Annotated in this window: 26 protein-coding genes and 2 tRNA genes; 5 read left to right on the top strand and 23 right to left on the bottom strand. The window is 48.4% G+C overall.

Annotated elements, in window-relative coordinates; translation table 11 throughout:
- Position 1 precedes the first annotated feature (1 nt).
- The 8 genes from rimI to NFR57_RS07805 form a co-directional block, all read right to left on the bottom strand.
- Positions 2-442: a ribosomal protein S18-alanine N-acetyltransferase gene (gene rimI / locus NFR57_RS07770; RefSeq protein WP_251183276.1), complete on the bottom strand. Its 441-nt coding sequence runs from the start codon at positions 440-442 to the stop codon at positions 2-4.
- The gene (gene tsaB, locus NFR57_RS07775) at positions 439-1,056 is read right to left on the bottom strand and encodes a tRNA (adenosine(37)-N6)-threonylcarbamoyltransferase complex dimerization subunit type 1 TsaB (protein ID WP_251183277.1); all 618 of its coding nucleotides are present in this window, start codon (positions 1,054-1,056) and stop codon (positions 439-441) included. Before tsaB ends, rimI begins: the two co-directional genes overlap by 4 nt.
- Positions 1,053-1,484 carry a tRNA (adenosine(37)-N6)-threonylcarbamoyltransferase complex ATPase subunit type 1 TsaE gene (gene tsaE / locus NFR57_RS07780; RefSeq protein WP_251183278.1) on the bottom strand — a complete coding sequence of 144 codons (432 nt, stop codon included), beginning with the start codon at positions 1,482-1,484 and terminating at the stop codon, positions 1,053-1,055. The genes tsaB and tsaE overlap by 4 nt, the downstream gene beginning before the upstream one ends.
- Before the next feature lie 8 nt (positions 1,485-1,492).
- Positions 1,493-2,425 carry a phosphatase PAP2 family protein gene (locus NFR57_RS07785; RefSeq protein ID WP_251183279.1) on the bottom strand — a complete coding sequence of 311 codons (933 nt, stop codon included), beginning with the start codon at positions 2,423-2,425 and terminating at the stop codon, positions 1,493-1,495.
- Positions 2,386-4,071, bottom strand: coding sequence for a ribosome silencing factor (gene rsfS / locus NFR57_RS07790; protein ID WP_251183280.1), 1,686 nt, complete (start codon positions 4,069-4,071; stop codon positions 2,386-2,388). The genes NFR57_RS07785 and rsfS overlap by 40 nt, the downstream gene beginning before the upstream one ends.
- On the bottom strand, positions 4,061-5,311 hold the full coding sequence (gene obgE / locus NFR57_RS07795; RefSeq protein ID WP_251183281.1) for a GTPase ObgE: 1,251 nt from the start codon (positions 5,309-5,311) through the stop codon (positions 4,061-4,063). Before obgE ends, rsfS begins: the two co-directional genes overlap by 11 nt.
- Positions 5,311-5,934, bottom strand: a complete 624-nt coding sequence (gene nth, locus NFR57_RS07800; protein WP_251183282.1) for an endonuclease III — start codon at positions 5,932-5,934, stop codon at positions 5,311-5,313. Before nth ends, obgE begins: the two co-directional genes overlap by 1 nt.
- A gap of 105 nt (positions 5,935-6,039) precedes the next feature.
- Entirely contained in the window at positions 6,040-6,291 is a 252-nt protein-coding gene (locus tag NFR57_RS07805; RefSeq protein WP_251183283.1) for a putative Se/S carrier-like protein, read from the bottom strand.
- A gap of 96 nt (positions 6,292-6,387) precedes the next feature.
- On the opposite strand from NFR57_RS07805, the gene NFR57_RS07810 reads away from it, so the two are divergent.
- Entirely contained in the window at positions 6,388-7,509 is a 1,122-nt protein-coding gene (locus NFR57_RS07810) for an aminotransferase class V-fold PLP-dependent enzyme (RefSeq protein WP_251183284.1), read from the top strand.
- 45 nt (positions 7,510-7,554) lie between these two features.
- Here the strand turns inward: NFR57_RS07810 and NFR57_RS07815 are convergent, their stop codons facing one another.
- Positions 7,555-7,830: a hypothetical protein gene (locus NFR57_RS07815; RefSeq protein WP_251183285.1), complete on the bottom strand. Its 276-nt coding sequence runs from the start codon at positions 7,828-7,830 to the stop codon at positions 7,555-7,557.
- 58 nt (positions 7,831-7,888) lie between these two features.
- On the opposite strand from NFR57_RS07815, the gene NFR57_RS07820 reads away from it, so the two are divergent.
- Complete coding sequence (locus NFR57_RS07820) at positions 7,889-8,140, top strand: hypothetical protein (protein ID WP_251183286.1); 252 nt, start codon at positions 7,889-7,891, stop codon at positions 8,138-8,140.
- A gap of 10 nt (positions 8,141-8,150) precedes the next feature.
- On the opposite strand, the gene NFR57_RS07825 is transcribed toward NFR57_RS07820, so the two are convergent.
- Genes NFR57_RS07825 through NFR57_RS07855 form a run of 7 tightly spaced genes read right to left on the bottom strand, consistent with a single transcriptional unit; the run spans position 8,151 to position 14,178 of the window.
- Positions 8,151-9,113, bottom strand: coding sequence for a PucR family transcriptional regulator (locus NFR57_RS07825; RefSeq protein WP_251183287.1), 963 nt, complete (start codon positions 9,111-9,113; stop codon positions 8,151-8,153).
- A gap of 15 nt (positions 9,114-9,128) precedes the next feature.
- The gene (locus tag NFR57_RS07830) at positions 9,129-10,229 is read right to left on the bottom strand and encodes a branched-chain amino acid aminotransferase (protein ID WP_251183288.1); all 1,101 of its coding nucleotides are present in this window, start codon (positions 10,227-10,229) and stop codon (positions 9,129-9,131) included.
- Positions 10,226-10,837, bottom strand: a complete 612-nt coding sequence (locus NFR57_RS07835) for an IMPACT family protein (protein ID WP_251183289.1) — start codon at positions 10,835-10,837, stop codon at positions 10,226-10,228. The genes NFR57_RS07830 and NFR57_RS07835 overlap by 4 nt, the downstream gene beginning before the upstream one ends.
- Positions 10,834-12,048, bottom strand: a complete 1,215-nt coding sequence (gene tyrS, locus NFR57_RS07840; protein ID WP_251183290.1) for a tyrosine--tRNA ligase — start codon at positions 12,046-12,048, stop codon at positions 10,834-10,836. Before tyrS ends, NFR57_RS07835 begins: the two co-directional genes overlap by 4 nt.
- A gap of 24 nt (positions 12,049-12,072) precedes the next feature.
- The gene (locus NFR57_RS07845) at positions 12,073-12,642 is read right to left on the bottom strand and encodes a Gx transporter family protein (protein ID WP_251183291.1); all 570 of its coding nucleotides are present in this window, start codon (positions 12,640-12,642) and stop codon (positions 12,073-12,075) included.
- Positions 12,639-13,019 (bottom strand): NusG domain II-containing protein, encoded by a 381-nt coding sequence (locus NFR57_RS07850; RefSeq protein ID WP_251183292.1) that lies wholly within the window; start codon positions 13,017-13,019, stop codon positions 12,639-12,641. The genes NFR57_RS07845 and NFR57_RS07850 overlap by 4 nt, the downstream gene beginning before the upstream one ends.
- Positions 13,009-14,178 (bottom strand): FAD:protein FMN transferase, encoded by a 1,170-nt coding sequence (locus NFR57_RS07855; protein WP_251183293.1) that lies wholly within the window; start codon positions 14,176-14,178, stop codon positions 13,009-13,011. Before NFR57_RS07855 ends, NFR57_RS07850 begins: the two co-directional genes overlap by 11 nt.
- Before the next feature lie 79 nt (positions 14,179-14,257).
- Here NFR57_RS07855 and NFR57_RS07860 point away from each other — a divergent pair, with 79 nt between their 5' ends.
- The gene (locus NFR57_RS07860) at positions 14,258-14,971 is read left to right on the top strand and encodes a biotin--[acetyl-CoA-carboxylase] ligase (RefSeq protein WP_251183294.1); all 714 of its coding nucleotides are present in this window, start codon (positions 14,258-14,260) and stop codon (positions 14,969-14,971) included.
- Positions 14,972-15,057: 86 nt separating this feature from the next.
- On the opposite strand, the gene NFR57_RS08855 is transcribed toward NFR57_RS07860, so the two are convergent.
- Positions 15,058-15,291, bottom strand: a complete 234-nt coding sequence (locus tag NFR57_RS08855; protein WP_420840781.1) for a helix-turn-helix domain-containing protein — start codon at positions 15,289-15,291, stop codon at positions 15,058-15,060.
- A gap of 107 nt (positions 15,292-15,398) precedes the next feature.
- Between NFR57_RS08855 and NFR57_RS07865 the strand changes: the two genes are divergently transcribed.
- Both NFR57_RS07865 and NFR57_RS07870 read left to right on the top strand, forming a co-directional pair.
- Complete coding sequence (locus tag NFR57_RS07865; RefSeq protein ID WP_251183295.1) at positions 15,399-16,292, top strand: hypothetical protein; 894 nt, start codon at positions 15,399-15,401, stop codon at positions 16,290-16,292.
- Between the two features lie 2 nt (positions 16,293-16,294).
- Positions 16,295-17,074 carry a zinc ribbon domain-containing protein gene (locus NFR57_RS07870; protein WP_251183296.1) on the top strand — a complete coding sequence of 260 codons (780 nt, stop codon included), beginning with the start codon at positions 16,295-16,297 and terminating at the stop codon, positions 17,072-17,074.
- Positions 17,075-17,183: 109 nt separating this feature from the next.
- Here the strand turns inward: NFR57_RS07870 and fucO are convergent, their stop codons facing one another.
- From fucO to NFR57_RS07900, 6 genes are all read right to left on the bottom strand, one after another.
- A complete protein-coding gene (gene fucO / locus NFR57_RS07875) occupies positions 17,184-18,332 on the bottom strand; it encodes a lactaldehyde reductase (RefSeq protein ID WP_251183299.1) in 1,149 nt (382 codons plus the stop codon).
- Between the two features lie 153 nt (positions 18,333-18,485).
- Entirely contained in the window at positions 18,486-19,559 is a 1,074-nt protein-coding gene (locus tag NFR57_RS07880; RefSeq protein ID WP_420840782.1) for a DNA adenine methylase, read from the bottom strand.
- Positions 19,560-19,726: 167 nt separating this feature from the next.
- Positions 19,727-22,408 carry a leucine-rich repeat domain-containing protein gene (locus NFR57_RS07885; RefSeq protein WP_251183297.1) on the bottom strand — a complete coding sequence of 894 codons (2,682 nt, stop codon included), beginning with the start codon at positions 22,406-22,408 and terminating at the stop codon, positions 19,727-19,729.
- 280 nt (positions 22,409-22,688) lie between these two features.
- Positions 22,689-24,530 (bottom strand): leucine-rich repeat protein, encoded by a 1,842-nt coding sequence (locus NFR57_RS07890; RefSeq protein ID WP_251183298.1) that lies wholly within the window; start codon positions 24,528-24,530, stop codon positions 22,689-22,691.
- Positions 24,531-25,214: 684 nt separating this feature from the next.
- A tRNA-Tyr gene (locus tag NFR57_RS07895) sits at positions 25,215-25,299 on the bottom strand.
- 5 nt (positions 25,300-25,304) lie between these two features.
- Positions 25,305-25,380, bottom strand: a tRNA-Lys gene (locus NFR57_RS07900).
- Between the last annotated feature and the right edge of the window lie 451 nt (positions 25,381-25,831).

The raw sequence follows: 25,831 nt of genomic DNA on the forward strand, positions 1-25,831 counted from the left end.
GTTAAAGATTTAGTCGCATAATCAGCGCGTCCTTTCCTTTGTAATAACGCGGGCGTTCGCCCACCTTTATAAACCCGCACTTGCCGTACAGCGCGATTGCCGCGGCGTTGTCCGAACGGACAAGAAGAAATACCGATTTAACGCCGCGAGCCTTGACTTCCGCTATCAGCGCGGAAAACAGCGCATAGCCCGCGCCGCGCCGCCTGTACTTTTCGCAGACCGCAATGTTGGAAATTTCGCACTCGTCGCACGCGACCGTGCCCGAAAGATACCCCGCAAATTCTCCGTCGGCTTCCGCAACGAAAAACGCCGAGCCGTCGCGCTCCGATTCCTCGCGGATTTGTTCCGCCGTCCACGGACAATCTATGTACAGGGCTTCCGCGCGCGCGATATTTTGCACGTCGCGCGGCTGCGCTCGCCGCACCGTCACGGACGCAATCACAAATCGCCCGCGCCGCGTTCGGGCTGCGCTTTTCTTATATACAGCGGCGACAAGTCCTTTTGCGAAATAACGTCGGCAATATGCTTTTCGGCGGCGATTTTAAGCTCGCGCTCGCCCACGCCCGACGTTCCGTCGATTACGCCGGCAAGTTTGCCGTCCGTGGAAACGGCATAGTCGCCGTGCGTCGCGATGTACGCCCGCGCGTCCTCCAAAGTCATGCACATGGCGCAATCGGTTTCGACGTCGCCGTCGTACCGTGCCACGTAGCACACTTTATTGCCCGCGTCGGCAACCGAAACGACTTTTTCGCTGTTATTGTTATATGAGTTAAGGCGCAAATTGTTTACCGCAAAGCACGGCTTATTAAGGCTGTAACAAAACGTCTTGATCGTCGTAAGCCCTATTCGCAAACCCGTAAACGACCCCGGACCGACGCACGCGCCGAAAATATCGACGTCCGCAATCGCAATATTCGCACGCTTTAACAACCCGTCAATCATGGGCATTAGCGTTTCCGAACCCGCATTTTTCAAGTTTTCGTCGTAATAGTACGCGCCGCCCGCGCACAAAAGCGCGCGCGTTCCCTCTGCGGTGTCAATCATCAAATAATTCATTGCTTAATAATCACCTCGCGTTCGTTGTCGCCTGTCTTGTTTATGGTTATTTCAACGGTGTTCAGTCCGTCGAACAGCTCCTCGATATTGCGCCACCACTCGACGGCGCAAACGCACTCGGCATTGCCTATAAAATCGGTAAGCCCCGCGCCGACCGCCTCGTCCGCGCTGTCCAGTCTGTACGCGTCGAAGTGACAAAACTTAACCCGCCCGTCGCAATATTCGTTCATTATGGTAAACGTCGGCGAAGTCACGGGCGCGGTTATGCCAAATCCCTTTGCAAGCCCTTTGCACAGCACGGTCTTGCCCGCACCGAGTTCGCCCGTCAACAGCAAAACGTCGCCGCCGCCCAGCGAAGCCGCCAATTTTTCGCCGAGCTCCGCCATTTTATCCGATGAGTTTATTTTATATACACGAGTTTGCGACATAATTCTCCTTATATCTTGACCGCTTTAAACAGCGCAGGCGCGGCAACCGCCACCCACGCGGCGAGCAGGAAATACCGTAAAAAGCAGTATAGCATGCTAATGTTCTGCGGAAGTATAGGTTTTAACCCCTGTTGCAAGCCGAGAGCAACGCCCAAACCGATTACAAGCCGCAACGCGACTTTCCACCAAACGCGGTTAGCCGCAACGTCGTAACCGACAAACTTCTTTTCGATTATATATCCCGCGTCGAACGCGACAAACGCGCCTACGCCCTTTAATATATCCGCGCCGCTCGGACTGTTAAGCACGCCCATGCCCGCAAGCACGCTTATAAGCACGACCGTAAGCACGATATTGGGCACAATGAACCACTCTTCCTTATCGCCGAACAGCGACAACAATGCATTAAACGCTATCGCAAAAAACACGCCCGCAGTCAAGCCGCAAAACACGTCAGACAAATAATGTTGCCCCAAATACATGCGCGACAGCATGACAAGCACGGTAAGCATTGCGCACACAACGGGCACAGCAGTGTGCTTTTTGCCGTATTTTATAGTAAGCATTGCGGATATTGACGCTATGCTCTCCGTATGCCCCGACGGAAACGAGTATGTAGTTTCGGGCGTGCCGATACTGCGCACTATTTCGGGATAGGCATTGAACGGACGTTCGCGTTTAAACCCGAGCTTTAAAAAATTTGTCATCGCTACGCCGAGTATATACACATTGAAAAACCTGTATGCGTAACGCTTGTCCAAACACCAGTACAGCACGACCGCAACGGCAAGAAACGCAATCTCCGTTCCGAGTTGCGTTATCCCCGTGTTCAAAGCGTCGGTAACCCCGTTGGACAGGTTTTGCAACGCCTTTATGATGTCGGCTTCAAACTGCACTGCGGTTAATCCCCAAACCTCTCGACGTTGGTTCCGTCCGACCACAGACGCTCGATATTGTAAAACTCGCGCGTCTTGTCAGTGAAAATATGAATTATAACGCCGCCGTAATCGAGCGCAATCCACTCTTTATCGACGTCGCGCTTGGCGGGGTCTATATTAAACTGTTTTTTGAGTCTGTCCTCGACGTAACCCATCAACGCCTTAACCGCCGTGGTGGAAGTAGCCGAGGCTATGACAAAGTAGTCCGCGACTATCGTCTTGCCGTCAAGTCCGACTATCTTTATGTCGTGAGCCTTATGCGCGTTGAGCGCGTCCGCCGCAGCGAGCGCAATATCCTTTATAGCGTCGCCCGAACTGACGAACATACTTTCGCAATGCCCGCGCAAAACGACGGACAAGTCTGTGTTTTTTTCGGGCACGGTTGCAACGTCTTTACCCGCAACGGGCGCGACGGCTTTACTCCTTGCCTGCCTGACAAGCCCCACCGATTTGGATTTTACTTCGCCGAGCACGGGCAAGTTTTTGCCGCTCGGTTGCGACTGTTCGCGCGGCGGGAGTTGCGGGATCTCCGCATCGCCGCAAACAAGCTCGTAATACGCAATCGCGTCGTCGGACATAGCGCACGCCTCCGACGCGCTTAATTTTTTAATCTCTTTGAGCGCGGCGAGCATGGCGATATTCTTGTCATAGTCGCAGAGATACCGCATAAGTTCCAAAGACGCGTACTTCCTGCCGTCCTCTGTCTTGTCGGCAAGATACACTACCTCGTCCAGCACGCTCATATCCTCGCATGCCGTGGTGTGCACCGCTATGGCATGCGCTACGTCGTCGGGTACGCCGTATTCGCGCTTGGCAATATACGCGCCGATCGGCGAGTGCATTGTAGGCGGCGGGAAACCCGACAAATCGACGACGTTTTTGTATTTATCCGCGTCGTCGTCCGACTTTGCTATGTCGTGCAGTATGCACGCCGTAACCGCTTTATCCACGGACGCGCCGTATTTTTTGGCAAGATATGCGCCGCGCAACGCCGTGCGGTAAATGTGCAAAATCCTGTCGTAACGCAGTCCGTGCGAGTACAAACCGCGCACATAATCGGAATACGGATCGAACAATCCGTTTTTGTCGGCAAACGCGCGCACGTCGCTCGGCACGAACGCGTTGGGCATGCCGAACGCCTTGTCGATTTTAATGCGCGCCGAAGAAATATCCAGCCCGTCGAAGTTTGCGAACTTGATTTTGATTTTGCGCTTTTTCAAGTCTTTGAGCAAGCTATCGCCTGGCGCAAAATTCGGTCTGTTTACGACGTAAAAAGTGACCAGCGTTTTGAGCCTGTCAATGTCGTGCCAGTCGCACAGCCTGTAAAGCTCCTCACTGCCTATCACCCAATACAGCGCGTCGTCCGACTTTTTGGCATAGTATGCGGCTGTATCGACGCTGTAACTAACGCCCTTTTTAGCGACTTCGTAACGACTGACTTCGGTCTTGTCGGATGCAAAGACCTTTTTGCAAAGCCGAAGGCGCGCCGAAGCGTCGCTCGCGCCAGTTTTGAACGGCGAAACGAACGACGGCACGACTATAACTTTATCGAACCGCTTTTCGAGGTTTTTGACTATGTCTATATGTCCGAAGTGCGGCGGGTCGAAACTGCCGCCGAATATTGCCGTTTTTGTAATTTTATTCTTCATAAGTAAACTCCGTATCGAGTATGCGCACAAGGTCGCCCGACTTGATTCCCGCTTTTTTAAGCGACTTCGTCACGCCGCCCACTTCCAGCCTGCGCTGAAAATACATAAAGCTGTCGCGATCGTCAAGCACAACTGTGCGCGCAAGTTTTTCTATAAGTGCGCCCGAAAGCACGAACGCGCCGTCGTCCGCCCGACATATTTCAAACGAATTGGGATCGATTTCTTCGTACCTAAACGGCTCGAACTCTATGGGCGACGGCGGAGGCAAAGTTTTAAGCGTTTTTTCCGCCGCTCTTATAAGCGCGGCAAGCCCGCTGTGCGTCGCGCCGCTTATTTCGTAAATTTCGCCGCTTACCGCATTGCGGAACCGCGCAATGTTATCGGGCTGCGCGCAGTCTATCTTGTTTAGCGCGATTATTTGCGGCACGTTTTTCAGTTCGGGATTGTATTTAAACAGCTCGTCGTTGACCGTCGAATAGTCGGCAATCGCGTCCTCATAAGTCGAAATATCGACGACGTGAATAATCAACCGCGTGCGGTCGATGTGCCGCAAAAATTTATGACCGAGCCCTGCTCCGTCCGCCGCGCCCTCTATCAGCCCCGGAATATCCGCAACTGTAAACGAAAAATCGTCCGTATAGCACACGCCCAAATTAGGCGAAAGAGTGGTGAACGGATAGCTCGCGATCTTCGGGTTGGCGCGAGTGAGCGCCGCAAGCAAAGTTGACTTGCCCGCATTGGGCAATCCCACAAGCCCTACGTCGGCTATCGTTTTGAGTTCCAACACCACCGCGCGTTCTTTAACGGGCTCGCCTTTTTGACTGAACCCCGGGGCTTGACGGCGCGACGACTTAAACCGCGCGTTGCCCTTTCCGCCTATGCCGCCGCGCAAAACGGTTACTTGATCGTCCGAGTAATACATGTCGGCGATTATACCGTTGCTGTCCGCGTCTCGCACGACCGTTCCGCGCGGCACATACAGCACCAAGTCCTGTCCGTTCTTGCCGTGTCTGTTTTTGCCCGACCCGTTGCCGCCGTTTTCCGCACGGTAATGCTTGCCGAATCTGAATTCGGACAGCGACGTAGCGTTGTCGTTGACCTTGATAACGACGTTTCCGCCGTCGCCGCCGTCGCCGCCGTCCGGTCCGCCGTTGGGCACGTACTTTTCCGTGTAGAACGACGTGCAACCGTCGCCGCCGTCGCCCGCTTTAATATAAATTTTAGCTCTGTCTATAAACATTAAAAGTTACCTTGATTTTCTATGTATGTCTTGCAAGTCCGATTGACCGAACAACTTTCGCAATCGGGTTTGCGCGCGTGACAGCAATCCCGCCCGTGACGTATCAAAAGGAAATGCACGTCCCTGTAATCCTTCGGGTCGAACGCCGCGCACAAATCCTTTTCCACCTCGTCGGGAGTTTTGCCCTGCGACAGCCCCAGCCTGTGAGCTACGCGAAAAACATGCGTATCTACGGCTATGGCGGGTTGTCCGAACGCCACGCTCAACATTACGTTAGCCGTCTTTCTGCCCACGCCCGCAAGCGTGATAAGCTCGTCCATTGTTTGCGGCACGCGCCCGCCGAATTTTCGGACTATGTCTTTACAGCACGCCTTAATGTTAGCCGATTTGTTTTTGTACAGCCCGCAACTTTTAATTGCCGTTTCCAGTTGCTCGATCGGCATGTCGCAAAACGCCTGCGGCGTGTCGGCGAGCTTAAACAGATCGCGCGTAACGGCATTGACGCGCTTGTCCGTGCATTGCGCGCTCAAAATAACCGAAATAAGCAACTCGAATTCGTTGCCGTATTCCAGTTCGCAAGTCGCGTCGGGATAAGTATTTTGCAGTTCGGTAAGCAAATCCATACTTTAATAATACCGTTATAGCCGTATTGGGCGCACCTTGTTTCGGCAACATTGCACCCGATAATATAGTACCACAACCGCGCGCAAAAGTAAAGATATTATGGGTCAATTCCGAACATTATATAACGAATTGTATTTTTCTCCGTCATAAGAGTACACCGCGCGTAGATTGGCGTAATAACCCAAATTCAAAACGTCCTGACAAAGTTTGTAATCGTTGCACTTAACTGCCAACCCGCAACCCGATCCGTTGTTTATGGGCGCATTTACGAGTTTCGACGCTCCGCCCGCCGCCGCCACCGCGTCCGCGAACCGAAACGCGCTGTTTCTCGAAGAAAACGAAAAAATGTACTCCATACGCGATAATTTCCTCTTTTTTGTTCTAAACCGTCAAATTTCGCATTTACTAATAACGGTCTTATTCCGTTATATGTATTGGGAGTTTATTCTGTCATGATTTATTTGGACAACGCCGCCACCACCATGGTCAAGCCCGATTGCGTAATTAAAGCCGACGAATACGCACTTAAAAACCTGTGCGCGAACGCAGGCAGAGGCAGTCACGCGGGCGCTATCAAAGCCGCGTCCATAGTGTACGAAGCGCGCAAAGCCGTTAAAAGCCTGACCGTGTGCGACGACGTTATTTTTACGTTTAACTGCACGGACGCGCTTAATACTGTGCTTTTCGGCACGGCAAAACGCGGCGGGCACGTCGTGACTACCGTTTACGAACACAACAGCACTCTGCGCCCGCTCGCCGAACTCAACAAGCGCATGGGCGTGGAATATACCGCAGTGCGTCCGAACATGCACGGAATTATCGACCCCGCGGACGTGGAACGCGCCATTCGTCCAAACACGTATTTAATAGCGGTCAACCATGCGTCCAACGTCACGGGCGCAGTCGCTCCCGTTACTCAAATAGGAAATATCGCGCGGAGGCACGGCGTTTTATACCTCGTGGACGGCGCGCAGTCCGTCGGCTATCTGGACGTGGATATGCGCGCTATCGGCTGTAACTATCTTTGCTTTTCGCCGCACAAGGGCTTGCACGGCACGCAAGGCATAGGGTGTCTGTGCGTTCGCGGCAATCCCCCGCTAAAACCGTTTAGATTCGGCGGCACCGGCTCTATGTCGCATACGCTCGATCAGCCGAGCGATATTCCCGAAGGCTTCGAGTGCGGGACTCTACCCGTCCACTCGGCATACGCATTGATCGCGGCGGTCAACCATTACAAAAAACTTCCGCTGTCCGTAAAGCGAAATCTTGCCGAGTGCGGCGACCGCATGCGCGCCGAGCTTGCCAAAATAAAGGGCGTTAAAATTTACGGCAAATACAACACCCTGCCCAACATAGTTTGCTTTAACATTGACGGCATGAACGCCGCGGCGGTCGGCGATATTTTGAGCGATCAATACGACACTGCGGTCAGGTGCGGACTGCACTGCGCGCCGCTGTGCCATAAATATTTGGGCACGCTCAACACGGGCGCGGTGCGCGCGTCGCTATCCTATCACAACAATTCCGACGAGGTTACTTTTTTTGTAAACGCCGTGCGCGAAATAGCAAAATAACAAAATCGTCGGTCGGTTATCGCGCGAACCGATTTCCGGATACCGTCAGTTGCCTTTAATCATGCCGACAAGATACGCGAGCCGCGATCGCGACTCGTCGTCCAAGCTCGGCGAAACAAACTGCACGAACTCGTCGAGCTGTTGCGCGGAGAACGTACCGTCGCGCTTTGCAGCCGTCGCGGTTTTCATGAGTTCGCCTATCAGTTCGCTTTCACTCTTGCCTGCATACTTTTGCGCAAGCGCGTCCGTTTCGCCTTTTATATCGGTCTTGCCGCCGCCGCTTTCGTGGTTAGACGGCTTATGATTTTTAATACTTCGCATACAACCTCCCGCAATATTCTATGCGGGAAACATAATAATCGTGCAAAAGGAGCTGTTTATGGACATAAATCAAATGTTGCCTTTATTGCTTAAAGGCAAGCTCGGCGACCGCGAACAAACGCTGTTAAAACTCACTCAAAACCCCGACCCGTCCGCGCTCGGAAGTATTATAACGCAGATGTACGAACAACAGCAAAAAGCGCCGCGCACGGACTTGTACGCAACGCTCAAAAAGATAATTCCCGCGCAAACGCTGGGGCTTATAATCAAATACTTCGACGCGCAAAACAGGCGCGACAAACGTCGGTAAAACGCTTATATCACAGCATTTTATGAATAAGGCACGCCGTTCTGAAAGTGACCGCGTCGGCAAAATTACGGATATTAAGCCCCGTAAGTTTTTCCAGCTTGTCCAGTCTGTAAATCAACGTGTTGCGGTGGACATACATGTTTCTGCTCGCTTCCGATATGTTGAGCGAGTACTGTAAAAACGCGTCCGCCGCCGCCATGAGTTCTTCGTCCGCGGTCACGTCTCTGTAATTTCTGTCAAGCACGGTCTTAACGTATTTTTCCTTGGTCGCCTCGGGCAGTTCCGACAGTGCCTTTATCAGCGCGTATTCTTTATACGAATATATATCGCTTTTGGGGTCGTACTCCGCGCCGTTTATGAGCGCGGATTTTGCATAGGCGTAATATTGCGGAAGTTCGGAAGCGCCGTGCGCAACGCCGCCGACGCCTATCTTGACATTGCCTTTAATTTCCTCCGTAAGGTTTTCTTTTAGCACTGACGCAAATTCGCCCGCCGACTGATAATCGCAGTCGTTATCCAAACGCTTGCAAAACGCGGTGACGCCGTCGCCCATATCGGCTACGAAATCGCACGAATACGCCATGGCGTTTAGGTATTCCCGAACGTTCTTTGCAAGGTCTTTGCTGTACATCGCAAACACGTAATAATCGGCTTTGCCGAGGTGCACGCCTTGCGGAATATCGCCTACGCCGTCCAAAAACGCGCGCACAGGCTCGTCAAACACAGCCGTCTTACTTACCATGCCCAAAGCAAGCTCTCGTGCAAGCGACGCCGTAACGCGCTCCGCAGCGCCGTATCCGTCTATTTCAAACGCGTAAACTTTGTTGCCGCAAGGCACCGTAAAAACCGTGGAACACAGCGTTTCGCTCTGCCAAACTCCGTCCCGCGGCATGTCGCTCGGCGCAGTCGTGCGTCGCACTTTAAGCCCGCTTATTCTGTTTAACTGTTCGATTATTATATCCGATTGTTTCATTTTATTCCCGTCGCTTTACTTGTTTGCGGCGATTGCGCCGTTATCCACTACCGTCACCCAGCCGAATTTATCGGCGATTGCGCCCGTCTGTATGCCCGTCAATTCGTCGAGCAACATGCTTGCAATCTTTCCCGCTTCGCCTTTTTTGCCAACTGCGTAATCGATTCCGCCGTCGCCCAGTCTATCCACGGGCGAAATCACAGCCGCGGTGCCCGTGCCGAAAACTTCCGTAAGCGCGCCGCTTTTTGCGCCGTTCAACACTTCGTCTATCGAAATTTTACGCTCCTCGACGGGTATGTTTTTGCTCTTTAATATGCGTATAACCGAATCGCGCGTAATTCCGGGGAGTATCGATCCGTTGAGTTCGGGCGTTACGACAGCGCCGTCGATTACGAAAAATATATTCATCGACCCCACTTCTTCCACGTACTTGCGGTGAACGCCGTCCAGCCACAGAACCTGATCGTAACCCTCTTTTACAGCCGTTTCGCCCGCCTTTATGCTCGCCGCATAATTGCCTATCACTTTGTACGCGCCCGTTCCGCCCGCGCTCGCCCGCACATAATTGCGCTCCGCCTTTAACGCGACGGGCGCAAACCCGTGCGCATAGTACGCGCCCGACGGCGACAGCATTATTATAAACTTGTAGTTTTTTGCGGCATGCACGCCGAGCGAATTATCGTCGGCAAACATGAACGGACGAATATACAGGCTCGTGCCCTTATCTGTCGGAATCCAGTCGCGCTCGATATCGACCAAATCGTAAAGCGCGGCAAACGCTTGTTCAACGTCTATTGCGGGCATGCACAGTCTTTCGCAGGAAGTCTGCATGCGCTTAAAGTTATCGCGCGCGCGGAACAACCGCACCGTACCGTCGCCGTCCTTGTACGCTTTAAGCCCCTCGAACACGCCTTGACCGTAATGCAGTATCGACGAACACGGCAACAGTTCCAACGCGTCGAACGGCGCGATACGCCCCTGTTTCCACTCGCCGTCCTTATACTCGCGCACGTACATATAATCGGTAAAAGCTTTACCGAAACTCGTCGCCTTTGCGGGCTTTTGTTTTAACGCTTCGCTCTTTACGAATACAGCGTTGCTTTTCAATCCGTTCAACTTTCCAATTCCTCGAAAATATATTTCTCGCCGAGCGCAGTTATTTTTACTCCCAACGGCTCGACTGCCGCCGCAATATCGAACGCCGCGGGCGCAAGTATGTTGCACGTGACCGAACTTGCGTAACGTATTTGACCTATCCTGCAAGCCGTGTTGCGCAACACCGCTGCGGCGCGTTTATACGCCTCGCCGTCGCACTCCGCTTCGTACTCCGCATACTTTTCGGCTTTGACCAAACCCGCACGCTCTATTAGTTCCGCCGCGCTTTGGCGGTATGCGCGGGTCAGTCCGCCCGCGCCGAGTTTTATTCCGCCGAAATACCTTACGACGGCTATCAACGTTTTGCGCGCACCCACCGCCGCCACTGCGGAATATATGGGCTTGCCCGCCGTGCCCGACGGCTCGCCGTCGTCGTCGTAACCGAAGTCGTCGCCCTTTTCGTCCGCGATATATCCGTAGCAGACATGCCGCGCGCCGACGTTATCGCGCCGAAGCGCGTCGATAACGCCTTTGACCTCGTCGCGGCTGTCGATATGATACGACGTCGCTATAAACCTCGACCGCTTGATGTCAAGTTCGTACTGCGACGGCTTTACGCAAACAATCATTTCAGCGTGACTTTAAGCCGAATTTTCTTGCCCTTGTACAGCACGAATTCGCGCCCGTCCGAATAGTCGGCGACCTTGCCGTAAACGTTTTCCACTTTTTTATCGTCTATCTTAACGCCTCCGCCCTCTATGAGCCGACGCGCTTCGCTCTTGGACGCGCACACCTTGCAAGCGACCATTACATCTATAACGGGCGTTTCGCCGCTCCCCGCAATTTCGACCGCGGGCATTTCGCTCGCTCCGCCCTCGAACGCCGCTTGCGCCTGCGCCGCGGCGGTGTCCGCGTGCTCCTTGCCGTGAATAAGTTTGACCACCTCGTAAGCGAGCCGCTTTTTGGCGTTGTTTATACGCTCGTCGCGGTGCGCGCAAAGCTCTTTTATTTCGTCGAGTTCGACATAAGTCAACAGCTTTAAGCAGTTTTCCACTTCTTCGTCGTCAACGTTGCGGAAATACTGATACATTTCGTAAGGCGTGGTCTTGTTGCAGTCCAGCCACAACGCGCCCTTTTGGGTCTTGCCCATCTTTTTGCCGTCTTTGGTTTCGAGCAACGTGCAAGTCAAAGCGTAAGCGTCTTTGCGCGCGACGCGGCGTATAAAGTCCGCGCCCGCCAAAATATTGCTCCACTGATCGTTGCCGCCTATTTCGAGCATACAGCCGTAATCCTCGAACAGGCGCAAGAAGTCGTATGCCTGCATGGGCATGTAGTTAAATTCCAAAAAGCTCAAACCTTTTTCCAACCGTGTTTTAAAGCAGTCGGCGGTGAGCATTTTATTGACCGAAAGATACGCGCCGTAATCGCGCAAAAACTCGATATAATTGAGCTTGCACAGCCAATCCGCGTTATTCACTATCACGGCGGCGTTTTCGCCCTCGAAGCTCAAAAATCGCGCGAGTTGAGGTTTGATTTTTTCCACAAACCCGTCAATCGTTTCGCGCGTCATCATCTGCCGCATGTCGTTGCGGTTGGACGGATCGCCTATCATAGCCGTGCCGCCGCCGACGAGAAGAATGGGTTTGTGCCCCGCCTTTTGCATAATGGACGCCGCCATGAGCGGGATAAAATGCCCTATGTGCAAGCTGTCCGCCGTCGGGTCGAACCCGCAATAAAACGTGACCGACTGCGACCCCAACAGCTTATAGAGGTCGTCTTTAAACACGGTCTGCTTGATAAACCCGCGCCCGTCGAGTATGTCGAAAACGTTTTGCTTCATATTAGGTTCTCCTTAAAAAGTTCTTTAATCGCGGCTTCGCCGCACTCCGCCGTACACCGAATACGGCAGTCGTTTAACTATATAATACGCCAACAGTCCAGTGAACGCGCCCGCGAGCAGTCCCGCCGTAGCCAACCACGGCAGCAAGGTCAAAAGATTTACGCCCGTTACCAAGCTCGCAACGCCGAGCTGTACGCAGTTGAACACGATTGCGCCTATAAGGCTTATCATTGCTACCGAAATTCTGTCGAACACCGTGTAGAACAACAACACTTCGACGGCAAGCGCGAGCATGCCCGACGGCACGGAATACATAAGCCCCGACACCCCGCCCGTCACTATCGCGCCGAGCAAGCATTTAAGCGCGGTTACTATAAACGCGTCGCCCACGCCCAAGATAATAAGCGCGATAAGCGGCGCGATATTGCCAAGACCGAGCTTTGCGCCGGGTGCGAGCAAAATTGCGGGCGGCAACATGCTTTCTATAAACGACACGACAAGCGCGACCGCTACCAAAAACGCGAGCACGACAAGCCGCCGCGTATCCGTTGCGCCGCTTTGCGCGGGCGCGTTACAAGAATACAAAGGCTTCACCGTCCCAACTCCCATTGCAAATCGCTCTCGCCGCCGATACGTATAACCACGCCGTGCGGCAAGCACACAATAGACTGCCCGCCGCGCGAAATTACGCCCGTGCGCTCGCACACCTTGTCGGCGCAGTCCGCGTCAGTCACCCACACTTTGCCGTTTTCGATATGCACCGTGATGTGTTCGAGTACGACCGTCCTGTCTTCGTCGAGCGAAAACGTGCGGGCGTAGTCGGGCGCGGTAACGGTAACGGTGAGCGCGGGCTTACGGTAAATCAACCAAGCCGAAACGCCTATCGCGACGGCAATCACCGCAACGATAATAATGTCGAGCACGGTAAACGCCTTGGAACACTTTACTTTTTTGACGTTATCAAAGTTCATAAAAGGCGTACTCCGTAAAACCGTCGTATACGTCGGGTTTGTAAAACTGTACGTCACCTATAATTGTATACCTTTTCTCGGTAAATATCAACCCTTTATACCCGACTTTTTTCAAAAGCTGTGCGCCGTGTTCCAAGCCCAGCGCACAGACCGCGGTAGACAGCGCGTCGCAAAGCGCGCTGTTATCGCCTATTACCGTCGCGGACATAACCCACTCGTCGGCGTTGCGCCAGTCCGTTCCGTCGCTTGCAACGCCAATCGGCACGCCGTTTGTACCGATTATGTGCGGAACGTACAGCTTTTGCCCGTCCGTCTTGTCGTGGATATAATACCGCATATAGTCGCCGCTTGTCACAGCCGACGCGTCGCCGTAAACGGACGTCGCGCACACATACCCGCGCGCTTGCGCCGTGCCGCCGCGCGGTCGGGGCGACATAATCCCGACGTGCCAGTCCTCATTCTGCCCGTTATCCACGCGCCGACCGTAAAAATACGCATTGCCCGAAATGTCCAACAACGCCGAAGTTATTTCGTATTCTTTTAAAATCTTGACGCACTCGTCAACAGCATAGCCCTTTGCTATCCCGCCGAAATCGAGCTTGACGCGCTCATCCGTCTTTGTAAGATAGAACTTGCCGTCGCGCTCCTCGCCCGTTATCAACCGCGGATCGCAATGCGGCAAAACTTCCCCGACCTGCTCCGCGCTCGGCAACGGCGGCGATATGTACGACCCGTCGATGTCGGGTCGATACTGCGAAATAGACTGCGCGTCCACGCGCCACAGCTCGGCGAGCGGCGCGGCGGCGCAGTTGAACGCGCCGTCCGTAACGTCGTAGTATTCGCGCGACAGATTAAAAAGCCTGTAAGCATGCTTGCCCACGGACACGCGATCGCCCGCGGGCGCGGAGTTAAACCTCGCTACGTCGCTGTCCGCACGCGTCGCCGAAACTTGCGCGTTGATTTCCGTAATCACTTCGATCATGCGACGGTGCGCGTAATCGGCACGCCCGCCGAGTATGCGCGCGGAAAACATTATATCGCCCGAAAAGCACTCGACGTCGTCGAATACAGTGTAGCCCGCCGCGGCGCAACCGCAAAACCCCGCGCACACGGCAAGCGCGGCGCATGCCGCAACAAGTTTTAACAAAAACTTTTTCACGGTTAAATTTTACCACACTTGCGAAATATTTGCAAGAATATGGCTTGATTTCCGCAAAACGATTGTGTATAATATAATCATGAAACTGGACGAAAAATTCATACGCCTGCATACGGGACTGAATATAAAAATCGTCGAAGCCTGCGATTCCACTTTCGACGAAATCGGCAAAAGCGACGCGATAATCGCTTTAAGCCAAAAAAACGGCGAGGGTCGCGGCGATCATACTTTTTTCTCGCCGAGCGGCGGACTGTATATCGTAATGCGCGTTATGGGACTTTATATCGACCCGCACACGCTCACGCCCGCAGTCGGGCTTGCAGTGCACGACGCAATCGCAACGATACTCGGCATACAAACGGGCGTTAAATGGGTCAACGACATAATGTACAACGGCAAAAAGGTTGTCGGAATACTGTGCAAGTGTCCGCGCAAAGCCGAATACCTCGTGGGCGTGGGAATAAACTACCGCACTCCGCCCGAGGAGTTTGAAAAAGCGGGAATTGCGGAAACCGCGTGCGCACTCGACGCGCCCGAAAGCCGCGCGTCCGCATTTGTTACGGGTATGATAAACAGAATAAAGCGCGCAACTCTCGCGACGTTCGATAGCGAGCGTTACAGCGCGCTGTGCGTAAACGTCGGCAAAACGGTGGAGTTCACATACAACGGCACGCGCGTTCGCGGCTTTGCCGAAAGCGTTTCGCCCGACGGATCGCTAATTGTCCGAATAGGCGCGGCAACCGTCGCTGTTGACGCGGGCGAAGTTTCCATAATCCGCGAAGTAAAAGAATAATATCGCCCGCGCCACTCCCCGCGCGTACTTACGAATACAACAATCCGCAAATAAAAAATCCCGACGACAAATCGGGATTTTTTATATTACTCTTCCGAAGAACGAGTTTCATTATATTCAAAACTATCCATACCTAAAAGATAGTCCGCCGAAACATCGAAAATTTTACATAATCTTTTAATCATCTCGATATTCGGTTCCGTCCTACCCTGCTCATAGCTCGCATACCCGTTAGGCGATATATTCAAAATAGAATATACATCTCTTTGGGTCATATTACAATCCTTTCGAATTGTCTTTAACCGCTCGGCAAATGTCATGTTAAAATTATATCATTATTATACCCAAAATGGGTTGACATACCCAACTTGGGTATGATATATTACTTATACCCATTATGGGTATAAGTAATCGACGGAGGAAATTCATGGCAATTATATCTTGTCCGTGTTGCGGACAGTCTATATCGGACAAAGCGGATAAATGCGTGCATTGCAATGCCGAATTCAAACATTGCAAAAATTGCGGCAAGCAGTTTGCAGGCGAAAATGAATTATACGAACAATGCGACCAACAAAAAGCACAACAATCAAACGATACCCAAAGCGCCGATAACAGTATAGCGGAAGACAATGATGTAGAAAAAGTGGATTATTTACAGACTTTTTACAACGATTGCCCTCGGTTAAAAAAATTTATCGACAAAACAGACCGCATAAATAAATACGTTAAAATATTAAGATACTTTATTTACGCTTTTGATTTAATTTTACTTGTATTATGGTGTGTTACTAACGGCGACATAGATACCAAACTTACTTTTAAATTGCCCATAATCGCGCTGTATTTTGCAACTATCTCATTTTCCGCAATCGTCGGTTTCGGCTACTTTTACAATCACGCAGTAAGCTATAAAATTTCTATTCAAAGCTATAAATGGAATGTCGATAAAAAATTTGCACACCCTAAATTTTTAGTTTACGCATATTCCACATACACAACGCAAGACAATAAAGTTGAATATAATCGTTTACTCGATTTTGACGGCGGATATACGTATTATCGTTATCCCAAAGAACTATTTATTGCAAAAATTCAATTTTGGATTAGAGCGATTATAGAATTTTTGCTATTAAGTTATTTAGCTTTTATTTTTCCGTCGCTTTTCAGTAAAGCGGTGATTACAAACGACGGCACGCTTGCGTTAAATATGTCTTTACCGCTTTTGATCTTTTATGCCGTAAATTGTATATTATTTTGGGTATTTTGTCTTGCAAATTCAATTCGCACAAAAAATTACTTCAAAGAGGATGACATATAATTATGAAAAATTGTCCCGAATGTAGCAATCAGTGTAATGACGACTGCGAGGTTTGCCCCTCTTGCGGATACGGTTTTCAATGCGAACGCAATGAATTGCAGGAAAGCATCGAACTTTACGGCGCTTTAGATGCTTGGCAAGCAAATAGCAAACGCGACGCTAAATTGCATAATATATTTGAAAATATTAATTTAGTATTTGCCGCACTTCTTTTAATTACAGGTTTGATTTTTATTATTGCATCGATAGTGATAGGCGTTACTTCAAATTCTGATTATGAAACAATTCAAAGACTTGATACATTTATGGTTGCGTCAATAGTTTTTATGCTTATATTTTTAATAGGACAAGAGGTTTTGGAAACAATTTTAAAGTATTTCGAACTCGACAAATGCTCGACTTGGATTAAAAAGAATAATCTCGATGCCTTAAAATCACCCGCACTTAACGATTATCAATCCGCAAAAAGAAAAAAAGCAACAATGATAGCTCACAATCTCGATATTACATACGCTTCCGTGAATCAAGATTATGTAAACACACGCTTTGTCGGATATATAATCGATATTGTTGTCAGAATCATACTGTATGTTATAGTAGGAGTTTTCGGATATTTTGTTATTAAATTCGGATTTATTCTCGGTGCGGACGATTATATTTATATTGTATTTATGGGCGTGTGCCTAATTGGAATATTTGCACCTTCGTTCGTTACAAAAATAATAACGCATATTTATACTTCTCCTGCCGAAAAATGGTACTTGAAGGAAAAGAACAAATAATACAATCAATAAATAATAATGTAGTTATTGCACAAAACAACCGCCGCTTGCGAACAAATCTAAAACGACGGTTGTTTTATTGCTTATGATTTTACACTCGGAATAATTATTACAGCAACGATTTGTAAAGCGCGATAATATCTTCCTTGGTCGGGTCTTTGGGATTGCCGGGGCGGCACGCGTCGTCCATGGCGGACTGCGCCAAAAAGTCTATGTCAGCTTCTTTCACTATGCCTTTAAGGTTTTGCGGGATACCTACGTCCTTGGACAGTTCGGCTACGGCGGCGCAAGCGGCTTTGCGGTATTCGGCTTGGCTCATTTTTTCCGTGCCCTCAACGCCCATTGCTTTGGCTATATCGCGATACTTTTCGCCCGTCGCTTCCGCATTGTACGCCATGACCGTGGGCAAAAGTATGGCGTTGGCAACGCCGTGCGGCGTGTCGTACACCGCGCCGAGCGCGTGCGCCATGGAGTGCACTATGCCCAACCCGACGTTGGAAAAGCCCATGCCCGCAATGTACTGACCGAGCGCCATGCCTTCCCTGCCGTCCTTTTCGTTATTGACCGCGCCGCGGAGCGATTTGGATATAATCTCGATAGCTTTTAAGTGGAACATGTCGGTCATTGCCCACGCGCCCTTTGTTATGTAACCCTCGATAGCGTGCGTGAGCGCGTCCATACCGGTAGCGGCGGTCAAGCCCTTGGGCATGGTGCTCATCATATCGCTGTCGATTACGGCAACAACGGGTATGTCGTGGACGTCCACGCAAACAAACTTACGACGTTTTTGCGCGTCGGTAATTACGTAGTTTATAGTAACTTCCGCCGCAGTTCCCGCAGTAGTGGGCACTGCTATAATGGGCATGCACGGATTTTTAGTGGGCGCGACGCCTTCGAGCGAACGCACGTCGGCGTATTCGGGGTTGGTCATGATAATGCCTATAGCTTTTGCGGTGTCCATGGACGACCCGCCGCCGATTGCTATAATGTAATCCGCGCCGCTCTTTTTGCATGCGGCAACGCCCGTCTGCACGTTCTCGATAGTCGGATTGGGCTTTATATCGCTGTAAAGCTCGTATTTGAGCTTTGCGCCGTCCAAAACATCGAGCACCTTTTGCGCCACACCGAACTTAACGAGATCGGGGTCGGAGCAAACAAACGCTTTTTTAAAGCCGCGGCGTTGCGCCTCGCCCGCGATTTCTCGGATACTTCCCGCGCCGTGATAACTTGTTTCGTTCAAAACAATTCTTGCCATAATAAATAAACTCCTTGATTGTGTATCGTAAACCGATATTAGTATTATATAACTTTTTCCGCCTTTTGTAAAGACGGTTTTTTATTTTTATCGAATTATTTTCCGACAATAATCTCCGCAATTTACGCATGCTTCCCGCTATGCGCTTTGACTGAATTAAATTCGACGGTTTGTTATAATAAGCTCGTTAATTTTTCCGCGACCGTCCGATTTACTGCTTATCATGCGGCTCGCCTCTACGCGCTTGATACAATACGACTTATAAAGATCGTCGAAAAAGTTATCGTCGGGATTGACGTTTTTCGGGTCCGAACTGCTCAATACTATCATTGCGCCCGTCGCGTTGATACCGTCTATAAATCGGGCAAGCCGCACTTGCTCGCCGTCGTCGAACGCATCGGCATTGTACGCCGTAAACGCCGAAGTTTGCGACAACGGGCGGTAAGGCGGATCGATATAAACAAAAGTGTTTTTGTCGATAAATTCGCGCGCAAGCGTGTAATCGCCGCAGACGATCGTCACGTTTTGCAATACTTCGCTTATGTTACGCAAATTATCCTCGTCGCAAACAGTCGGGTTTTTGTATGCTCCCATAGGCACGTTGAATTGCCCTTTTTTATTGACCCTGTAAAGCCCGTTAAAGCACGTCTTATTGAGGAATATAAAATATGCGGCTTTTTCGACCGCCGTACCGTCGCTCAATTCTACCGAATTGAACTTGGAACGGATCGTGTAATAGTAAAGTTTTCTGCCGTTTTCGTCCATAGGCAAAAACAGCATTTGCATTTCTTCGAGCCGCGCTATCAACGCCTCGACGTCCGTTTTTATAACCTTATACGCGTTTATCAGTTCGGCATTTATGTCGCTTATGTACAACTCTTTAAAATCGTATTTGGCAATCATATCGAACAACAACGCGCCGCCGCCCACCATGGGTTCGCAATACTTTGTTATATCGCCGCCGTCCGCGGGCAACATTTTTTCCAGTTCGCCTATAAGCTGACTTTTTCCGCCCGCCCATTTTACAAACGGTTTTAATACGTGCGACAACTCTTTTTCGTATCTTACCGTTCGTTGATCGACGGGCTTTTCGGCATTGCTCGGAATAATCCACATATTGCCTACCATCATTGCGCCCTCTATCCTGTTTTCGCTACACAGTACGGATACGCGACGTTGCGAAATATTCCATTTTTCCGCCGCTTCCTTCGCGGAAATAAAACTCAACATAATTACCACCTACTTATATAAGTAAGTGTATTATATTCCAAATCGCGAATAAAAGCAAGCGTTTTCTTGTTAAAACAATATCGCGCAAATCAAGTCAGTTTTTCGGCGAGTTCAAAAAACTTCTTTTCGTTCAATATTTCGTTCGACACGTAATGCGCCGTTAAAAATTACAGAAAAGAAAAGCTCACGCGCCTGCCGCTCGCTCCGAATTCCTTATCTTTCATTTCAAAATAATCGTACTTTTTAAGAAGTTCTTTGGACGCGGTTATGCTTACAAGGCTTGTACAATTTTCAAAATACGGATTACAAACATACGTGACGGTTGACGCAATGGTCACACTTTTGAGCTTCGTACAATTTTTAAAAGCATTGTTATAAATTTCCTCCACGCCGTCGGGAATAACTATGCTCTCCAATTCGTTACAGCAATCAAACGAATAATTGTCAAGCCGCACCACGCTCCCGTCCGACGGAATAACGCTGTTGTTTGAGCCGCGCAACAATATCTTTTTTTCTGTGTCTATAAGACAGTTGTCCGCGCTGTGAAATACGGGATTGCCGTCGTCAACTCTTATGCTTTTAAGTCCTCCGCAACCCTCGAAAACGCCGACAAGTTTGGTAACGCCCGCGGGGATAACGATTTCCGTCAAACTCTTGCATTTACGAAAAGTGTATGCGCCGATTGCAGTTGCGCTCTTGGGGATATTAAGATGTTTAAGCGCAACACAACCGTTAAATACGTCGCGCCCTATTGTCGTTATCGTATCGGGAAGATTTATTTTTTCTAATTTCGCGCACATGTAAAACGCATCGTCGCCAACGCTCGTGCAAACGCTGTTCTCGGCAAACTCAACGTCGATTATATTCGCGACATTTTCCGTGCCGTTGCTTTCAAAAAGATATTTCGGAATCTTTTGCACGTTTGCGCCTACTCGCACATGTATGCCGTTAGTGTTTTTGCCCGCATTGTCAAACGCGCAACTGCTTACACACATATCGTCGTAACAATCCGCGTCAAAGCATATTTCGGTCAACGCCGTACACTCCGAAAACGCCTCGTTGCCTATCGCCGTGGTACATTTGGGGATAGTTATGCTTTCAAGTGCTTTGCAATATTTAAACGCGCTCGGTCCGAATGATTTAACGGTAGACGGCATTGATACGCTTTTCAAATTCGCGCAAGATTTAAACGCGCACGAACCTATCGTTTTAACGCCCTCTGGAATAACTATGCTTTCCAACTCTACACCCGCAAACGCGTTTGCCGCAATCGCGGCTACGCTACCGTCCGAAGGTATTTCGCTGTTTTTAAATCCGTAAATTACAGACTTCTTTTTAGTATCGATAAGGCAGTTGCCGACACAACGGTATGCGGCATTGCCGTCTGCGACTTTAATAGTTTTAAGATTGTCGCATCTCTCTATCGCCTTGTTTGCGATTGAAGTCAAACTTGCGGGAAGCGTAATGCTCTCTAAATATTTTTTGTTATAGAACGCCTTGGCGGCGATTTTGGTAACGCCGTCGGGAATAATCACGTCCGCGGATTTGCCCTTATATTTTATAAGCACATTATCCGCTATATCGAAGCCGACCGCCCCCGTCTTTTTGGGCGCGGCAACCTTAACAGGACATCCGCTGAATACGCCGCTGCCCATAAACTCGACGCTTGCGGGCAGTTTCACGTCGCCCAGCTTTTCGCAGTACGCAAACGAGCCGTTGCCTATGTATTTGACACTGTCGGGAATTTCAACGTGTTCCAACTCCGAACAACAGCGAAACGCGTCCTCGGCGATTGTTTCCAGACCGTCGTTAAAGCATAAATCTTTGAGCTTTTCGCAATACCTAAACGCGCACTTGCCAATCGTTTTCACAGTCGGGGCAAAGACTACTTTTTCGAGTGCAATACAATCGCTAAACATGTCCTCGCCGATTTCGCTCACACCATCGTCAAATGTGACCGATTTCAGATTGTTGCATTTTCTGAAAGCGTTTTTCCCGACAGTCTTTACCCCGCCGACCGTCAAGGTTTTTATTCCGCAATTATAAAAAGAATATGTGCCTATTTTGGTAAGACTTTTGGGCAAAATCAAATCGACGTTAAGTTTATCGTTATACTCGAACGCGTTTTCGCCGATAACCTGAACACCGTTGCCGAATTTGATGTTTTTAAGATTGTGACAACGCGAAAACGCACGCTTCTCGATAGTCTTGACGCTGTCGGGAATCTCGATACTTTCAAGCGCGAAATTAAATTCAAACGCACACTTGCAAATCTTGGTTATTCCGTTTGGAATTACTATCTCCGAAATGCCTTTTGAATGAACGTTATTTCGCGGGTGCGCGCTGTCGTTGGAAAATGCGCTGTCGCCTATAACAGTTACGCTCCCGTCGGCAGGTATTACGCTGTTTTTGCAACCGCGCAATAACAGCTTTTTCTTGGTTTCTATAAGACAGTTGCCCACACCGCTATAAACGGGGTTGTCTGCATCTACCGAAATTTCTTCCAACGCGCCGCAATTACAGAACGCATCCGCCCCGATCGAAGTAACCGTACTCGGTATTTTAATCGATTTTAAGCTGTGACAGTTATAAAACGCTTCTACGCCTATAGATTGCACGCCTTCCGGTATGACAACTTCCTGCAATAGCTCACAGCACGAAAACGCCCGCTTGCCTATTTTGGTTACGGTAGACGGTATGATTACCGTCTTAACGCCGCAATACGCCACCTCGAACGCGCCGGTGCCTATTTCGGTCACACCGTCAGCTATAACAACCTTTCCTTTAAAACCACGAGGGTCGCGAAAAGATACCAGTTTCCCGTCAATTATTTCACCGCAATATTCCATACGCACGTATTTTCCTCCTACTAATCGCGTGTCTTTGTTAATTATACAAACTCGATTTATTTTTGTCAATCTATTTTTATAAACTATTATCTATTGAACTAGTTTTGCGGCGTTATATGTGTGCGTGGTAGCCGCACCCCCGTCCACAAACAAAAAAACACCCGCAAGGGGTGTATTTTCGTGGTGGAGAATTAGTAACTTAAAACGAATAATGAAGTTTATACTTCATATCTAAAGTAAACACAACATGAGAAGCAAATTGAACACACCTATATAGGTATTAAGCCCAAATAGCTATATCACCATTCGAATCATAATACCAATAACTATATCCATCATCACGCCACGGTTTACTAGATGAGTAGTAATATTTATATGCGGAAACAAACGGCGAGTTTCTATTTGATTGTATAATACTATTAATCATTGAGGATACATTAGAATGATATGCTTTAAAATATATTGATTTTAAATTTGTACATCCATCAAATGCACTATCATTAATACTTGTTACACTTTTGGGTATAACTATTTTTGTTAAATTTTTACAATCTACAAACGCAGAATAAGAGATTGACGAGACGCCCTCTTCTATATAAATATTTTCCAGGCTACTACAATGCTCAAACATTGCAGGTTCGAGTCGTTTTATGTTACCTAGAATAGTCACGCTAGTTAAACTTGTACACCAAGAAAATGCCCGTTCGCCAATACTTGTTACACTATTAGGCACTGTTATACATATTAAATTACGGCAATTCATAAAAGCTCCGCGTTCAATTGTTGTTATGCTGTTGGAAAGTTCTATACTTTTTAAGTTTCCGCTACTAAATTCATATTCTTTAATTGTATCTCCTCCATTAATTATTACAGTTTGAAATTGTTTTTTCGGAATGTTATACAAACCAGTAGGAATAATCGCAGTAATAATATTTATACATCCATTAAACGCTCCATATCCAATACTTGAAATACTAATTGGAAGTTCTATCGATGTCAAATCTACACAATCTTTAAAAGCATATTCCGCTATGCCTGTGATATAATTAGGTAATGATAATTCTACTATACCTTTGGATTTTACACTATTTATAATACAAGTTGTTTTATCGGAAGTAAAATTAAAACTCTCTAATTCTTCATCAACTTTCCAAGTTGCAACAAATTTAATCATGTGGGAAGGCATACTAAATGTATAAGTTAAATCTGTAGTAAGCAGTGTTTCACCATCGTACCACCCCTGCCAAGTATAGCCTAAATATTCGTTATCTATTGCAGTAATTGTTACTTGCGACTGAAATTCTGCTTGTTCTGTTAATGTATTAACCGAGCCAGCATTAATATAATTACTGCTTAATATAACGCGATACATACCGAGACGCCACTTGGCTTTTAATATTATATCACGCGCATAATTCCATTTACCGGAATTGCTTACCCTTGTGTCATTATCATACCAACCGTCAAAAACATAGCCTTCCCTTTTGGGGGTATCTAATGTATAGTAGTTCCCGTAATTAACAATTAACTCAGAGTTGGATATTGGGTCACCCTCATTAGCATCAAGTGAAACTTTATATTGATTGCCCACAAGCACTGCTTTAACTGTTGTATTCTCGGTAACAGAGTAAGGAAATGTAGCGGTAGCACTATTAATCTCCCAATGAGTAAAAGTATATCCATTTACATTCGGTTGTTGTGGCTCATTAATTTGTTCATTTTCTTCCACATATCTTCTCGTGACATAGCTATCAATTTCAGTAGTGACTATATATAACGGACGACGACGAATTGTCACTGTGAACAGTTTCACTTCATTGTTATTTTTAACAAGAACATAAAACAGATTATTGCCATTATCTAACTCGACCGTTTTGCTTGGTATTGTTTCTGTACAAGCTAAATCCGTACAAACTTCATATGTTGCAGAATTTGTCACAGATATTTCATCTATAAACGAAAAACTTCTTGTATCATTAGATACTTCACCATAAACACTGGCGTCTGTTACTTGTAAGGTCTTAAATTTGATACCACTATCATTATTATTGCCACATGCGGCAAGACCAATCAAACATGCTACCGCTATAATCAACATTAAAATAATAGTATGCTTTTTCACTTTTAACTCCTTATGTTAAAAAATGCGTTTCAATTTGGAACGCACTCCAACAGTAAGCTCCACATTGTCGCTACACAATTCCATAAGACGGATAAGAGAGGCGCTAATTGGCTATACCACTCTAGCTTATGATTTAATTGTGTAACAAACTTAATATAACACATTCACAAAGAAAAATCAACAATATTTATAGCAAATCTCATTTGGGCACTATGGTGTGTGCTTGATAACAACAAGCGCGCCGCTACGCGGCGCGGACAAGCACCCGCCACAAACCGACACAACGCAACGAAAAAGCAAGGACGGCAACGAAAAATCGGGGTTCGTGCGCAGGCTTTCCGCGAAACCCCGATTTTTTTCTTTTGCCCGATACCTTAAACTATGCTCTTTTTTTGCGGCGTATTTGTAGGCAAATAAGGGCAAAACGCGCAACCCGACCGATTAAATAAATCTGTCGGGTTTTGGTTTGCCTTTGGCGTTCCAGCCTAACACACCGCAATTTCAGTCAATAGCCTTTCGCGGCATAAACCGCCGTTTGTGCGTGATTGATAGAATTACTGCCGAACACCCAAAAGCGTTACAGTGGCAATATAACGGCGTTATACGGCACGATTAAAAACTAAAAACGGCAAAGAAAAAACCTAACCCGAACAATTTAATTAGTGGTTCGTTTTAGGTTTTAGGTGGTGGACGGGGGTGGATTCGAACCACCGAAAGCGAAGCTGACAGATTTACAGTCTGTTCCCTTTGGCCACTCGGGAACCCGTCCGTATTTGGTGATCCATCCGCGACTCGAACGCGGGACAACTTGATTAAAAGTCAAGTGCTCTACCAACTGAGCTAATGGACCAATCGCAACCATATTATTCTATCACAAATAAATTTCCGTTGTCAAGCAATTTATATTAGCTTTTTTAAATACTTTAAACCGTTTACGCCGTTATGTACTTCCCTGCACGGGTTTTAACGTTGAGCAAATAATTACTTACACGCTCCCAAACAAAAAACACCGCTTCGGGTGTTTCTTGTTTGGCAGGGGTAGAAAGATTGCCCGCGATAAGCGCGGGCGACCTTTGCGCTTTGCGCAAGCGGTTAGCGAACTATCGCCGAATTTCATTCCTTTTTCTTGATATTATGTTTTCTTTTACTGTTTTTCCTCTTCTTATTCGTTCCATAGGCTCATCGAATCTTCCTTACCCGCTCCCAAACAAAAAACACCGCTTTGGGTGTTTCTTGTTTGGCAGGGGTAGAAAGATTGCCCGCGATAAGCGCGGGCGACCTTTGCGCTTTGCGCAAGCGGT

The sequence above is a fragment of the Anaerocaecibacter muris genome (genome assembly GCF_943192945.1).
GTDB lineage: Bacteria > Bacillota > Clostridia > Christensenellales > Pumilibacteraceae > Anaerocaecibacter > Anaerocaecibacter muris.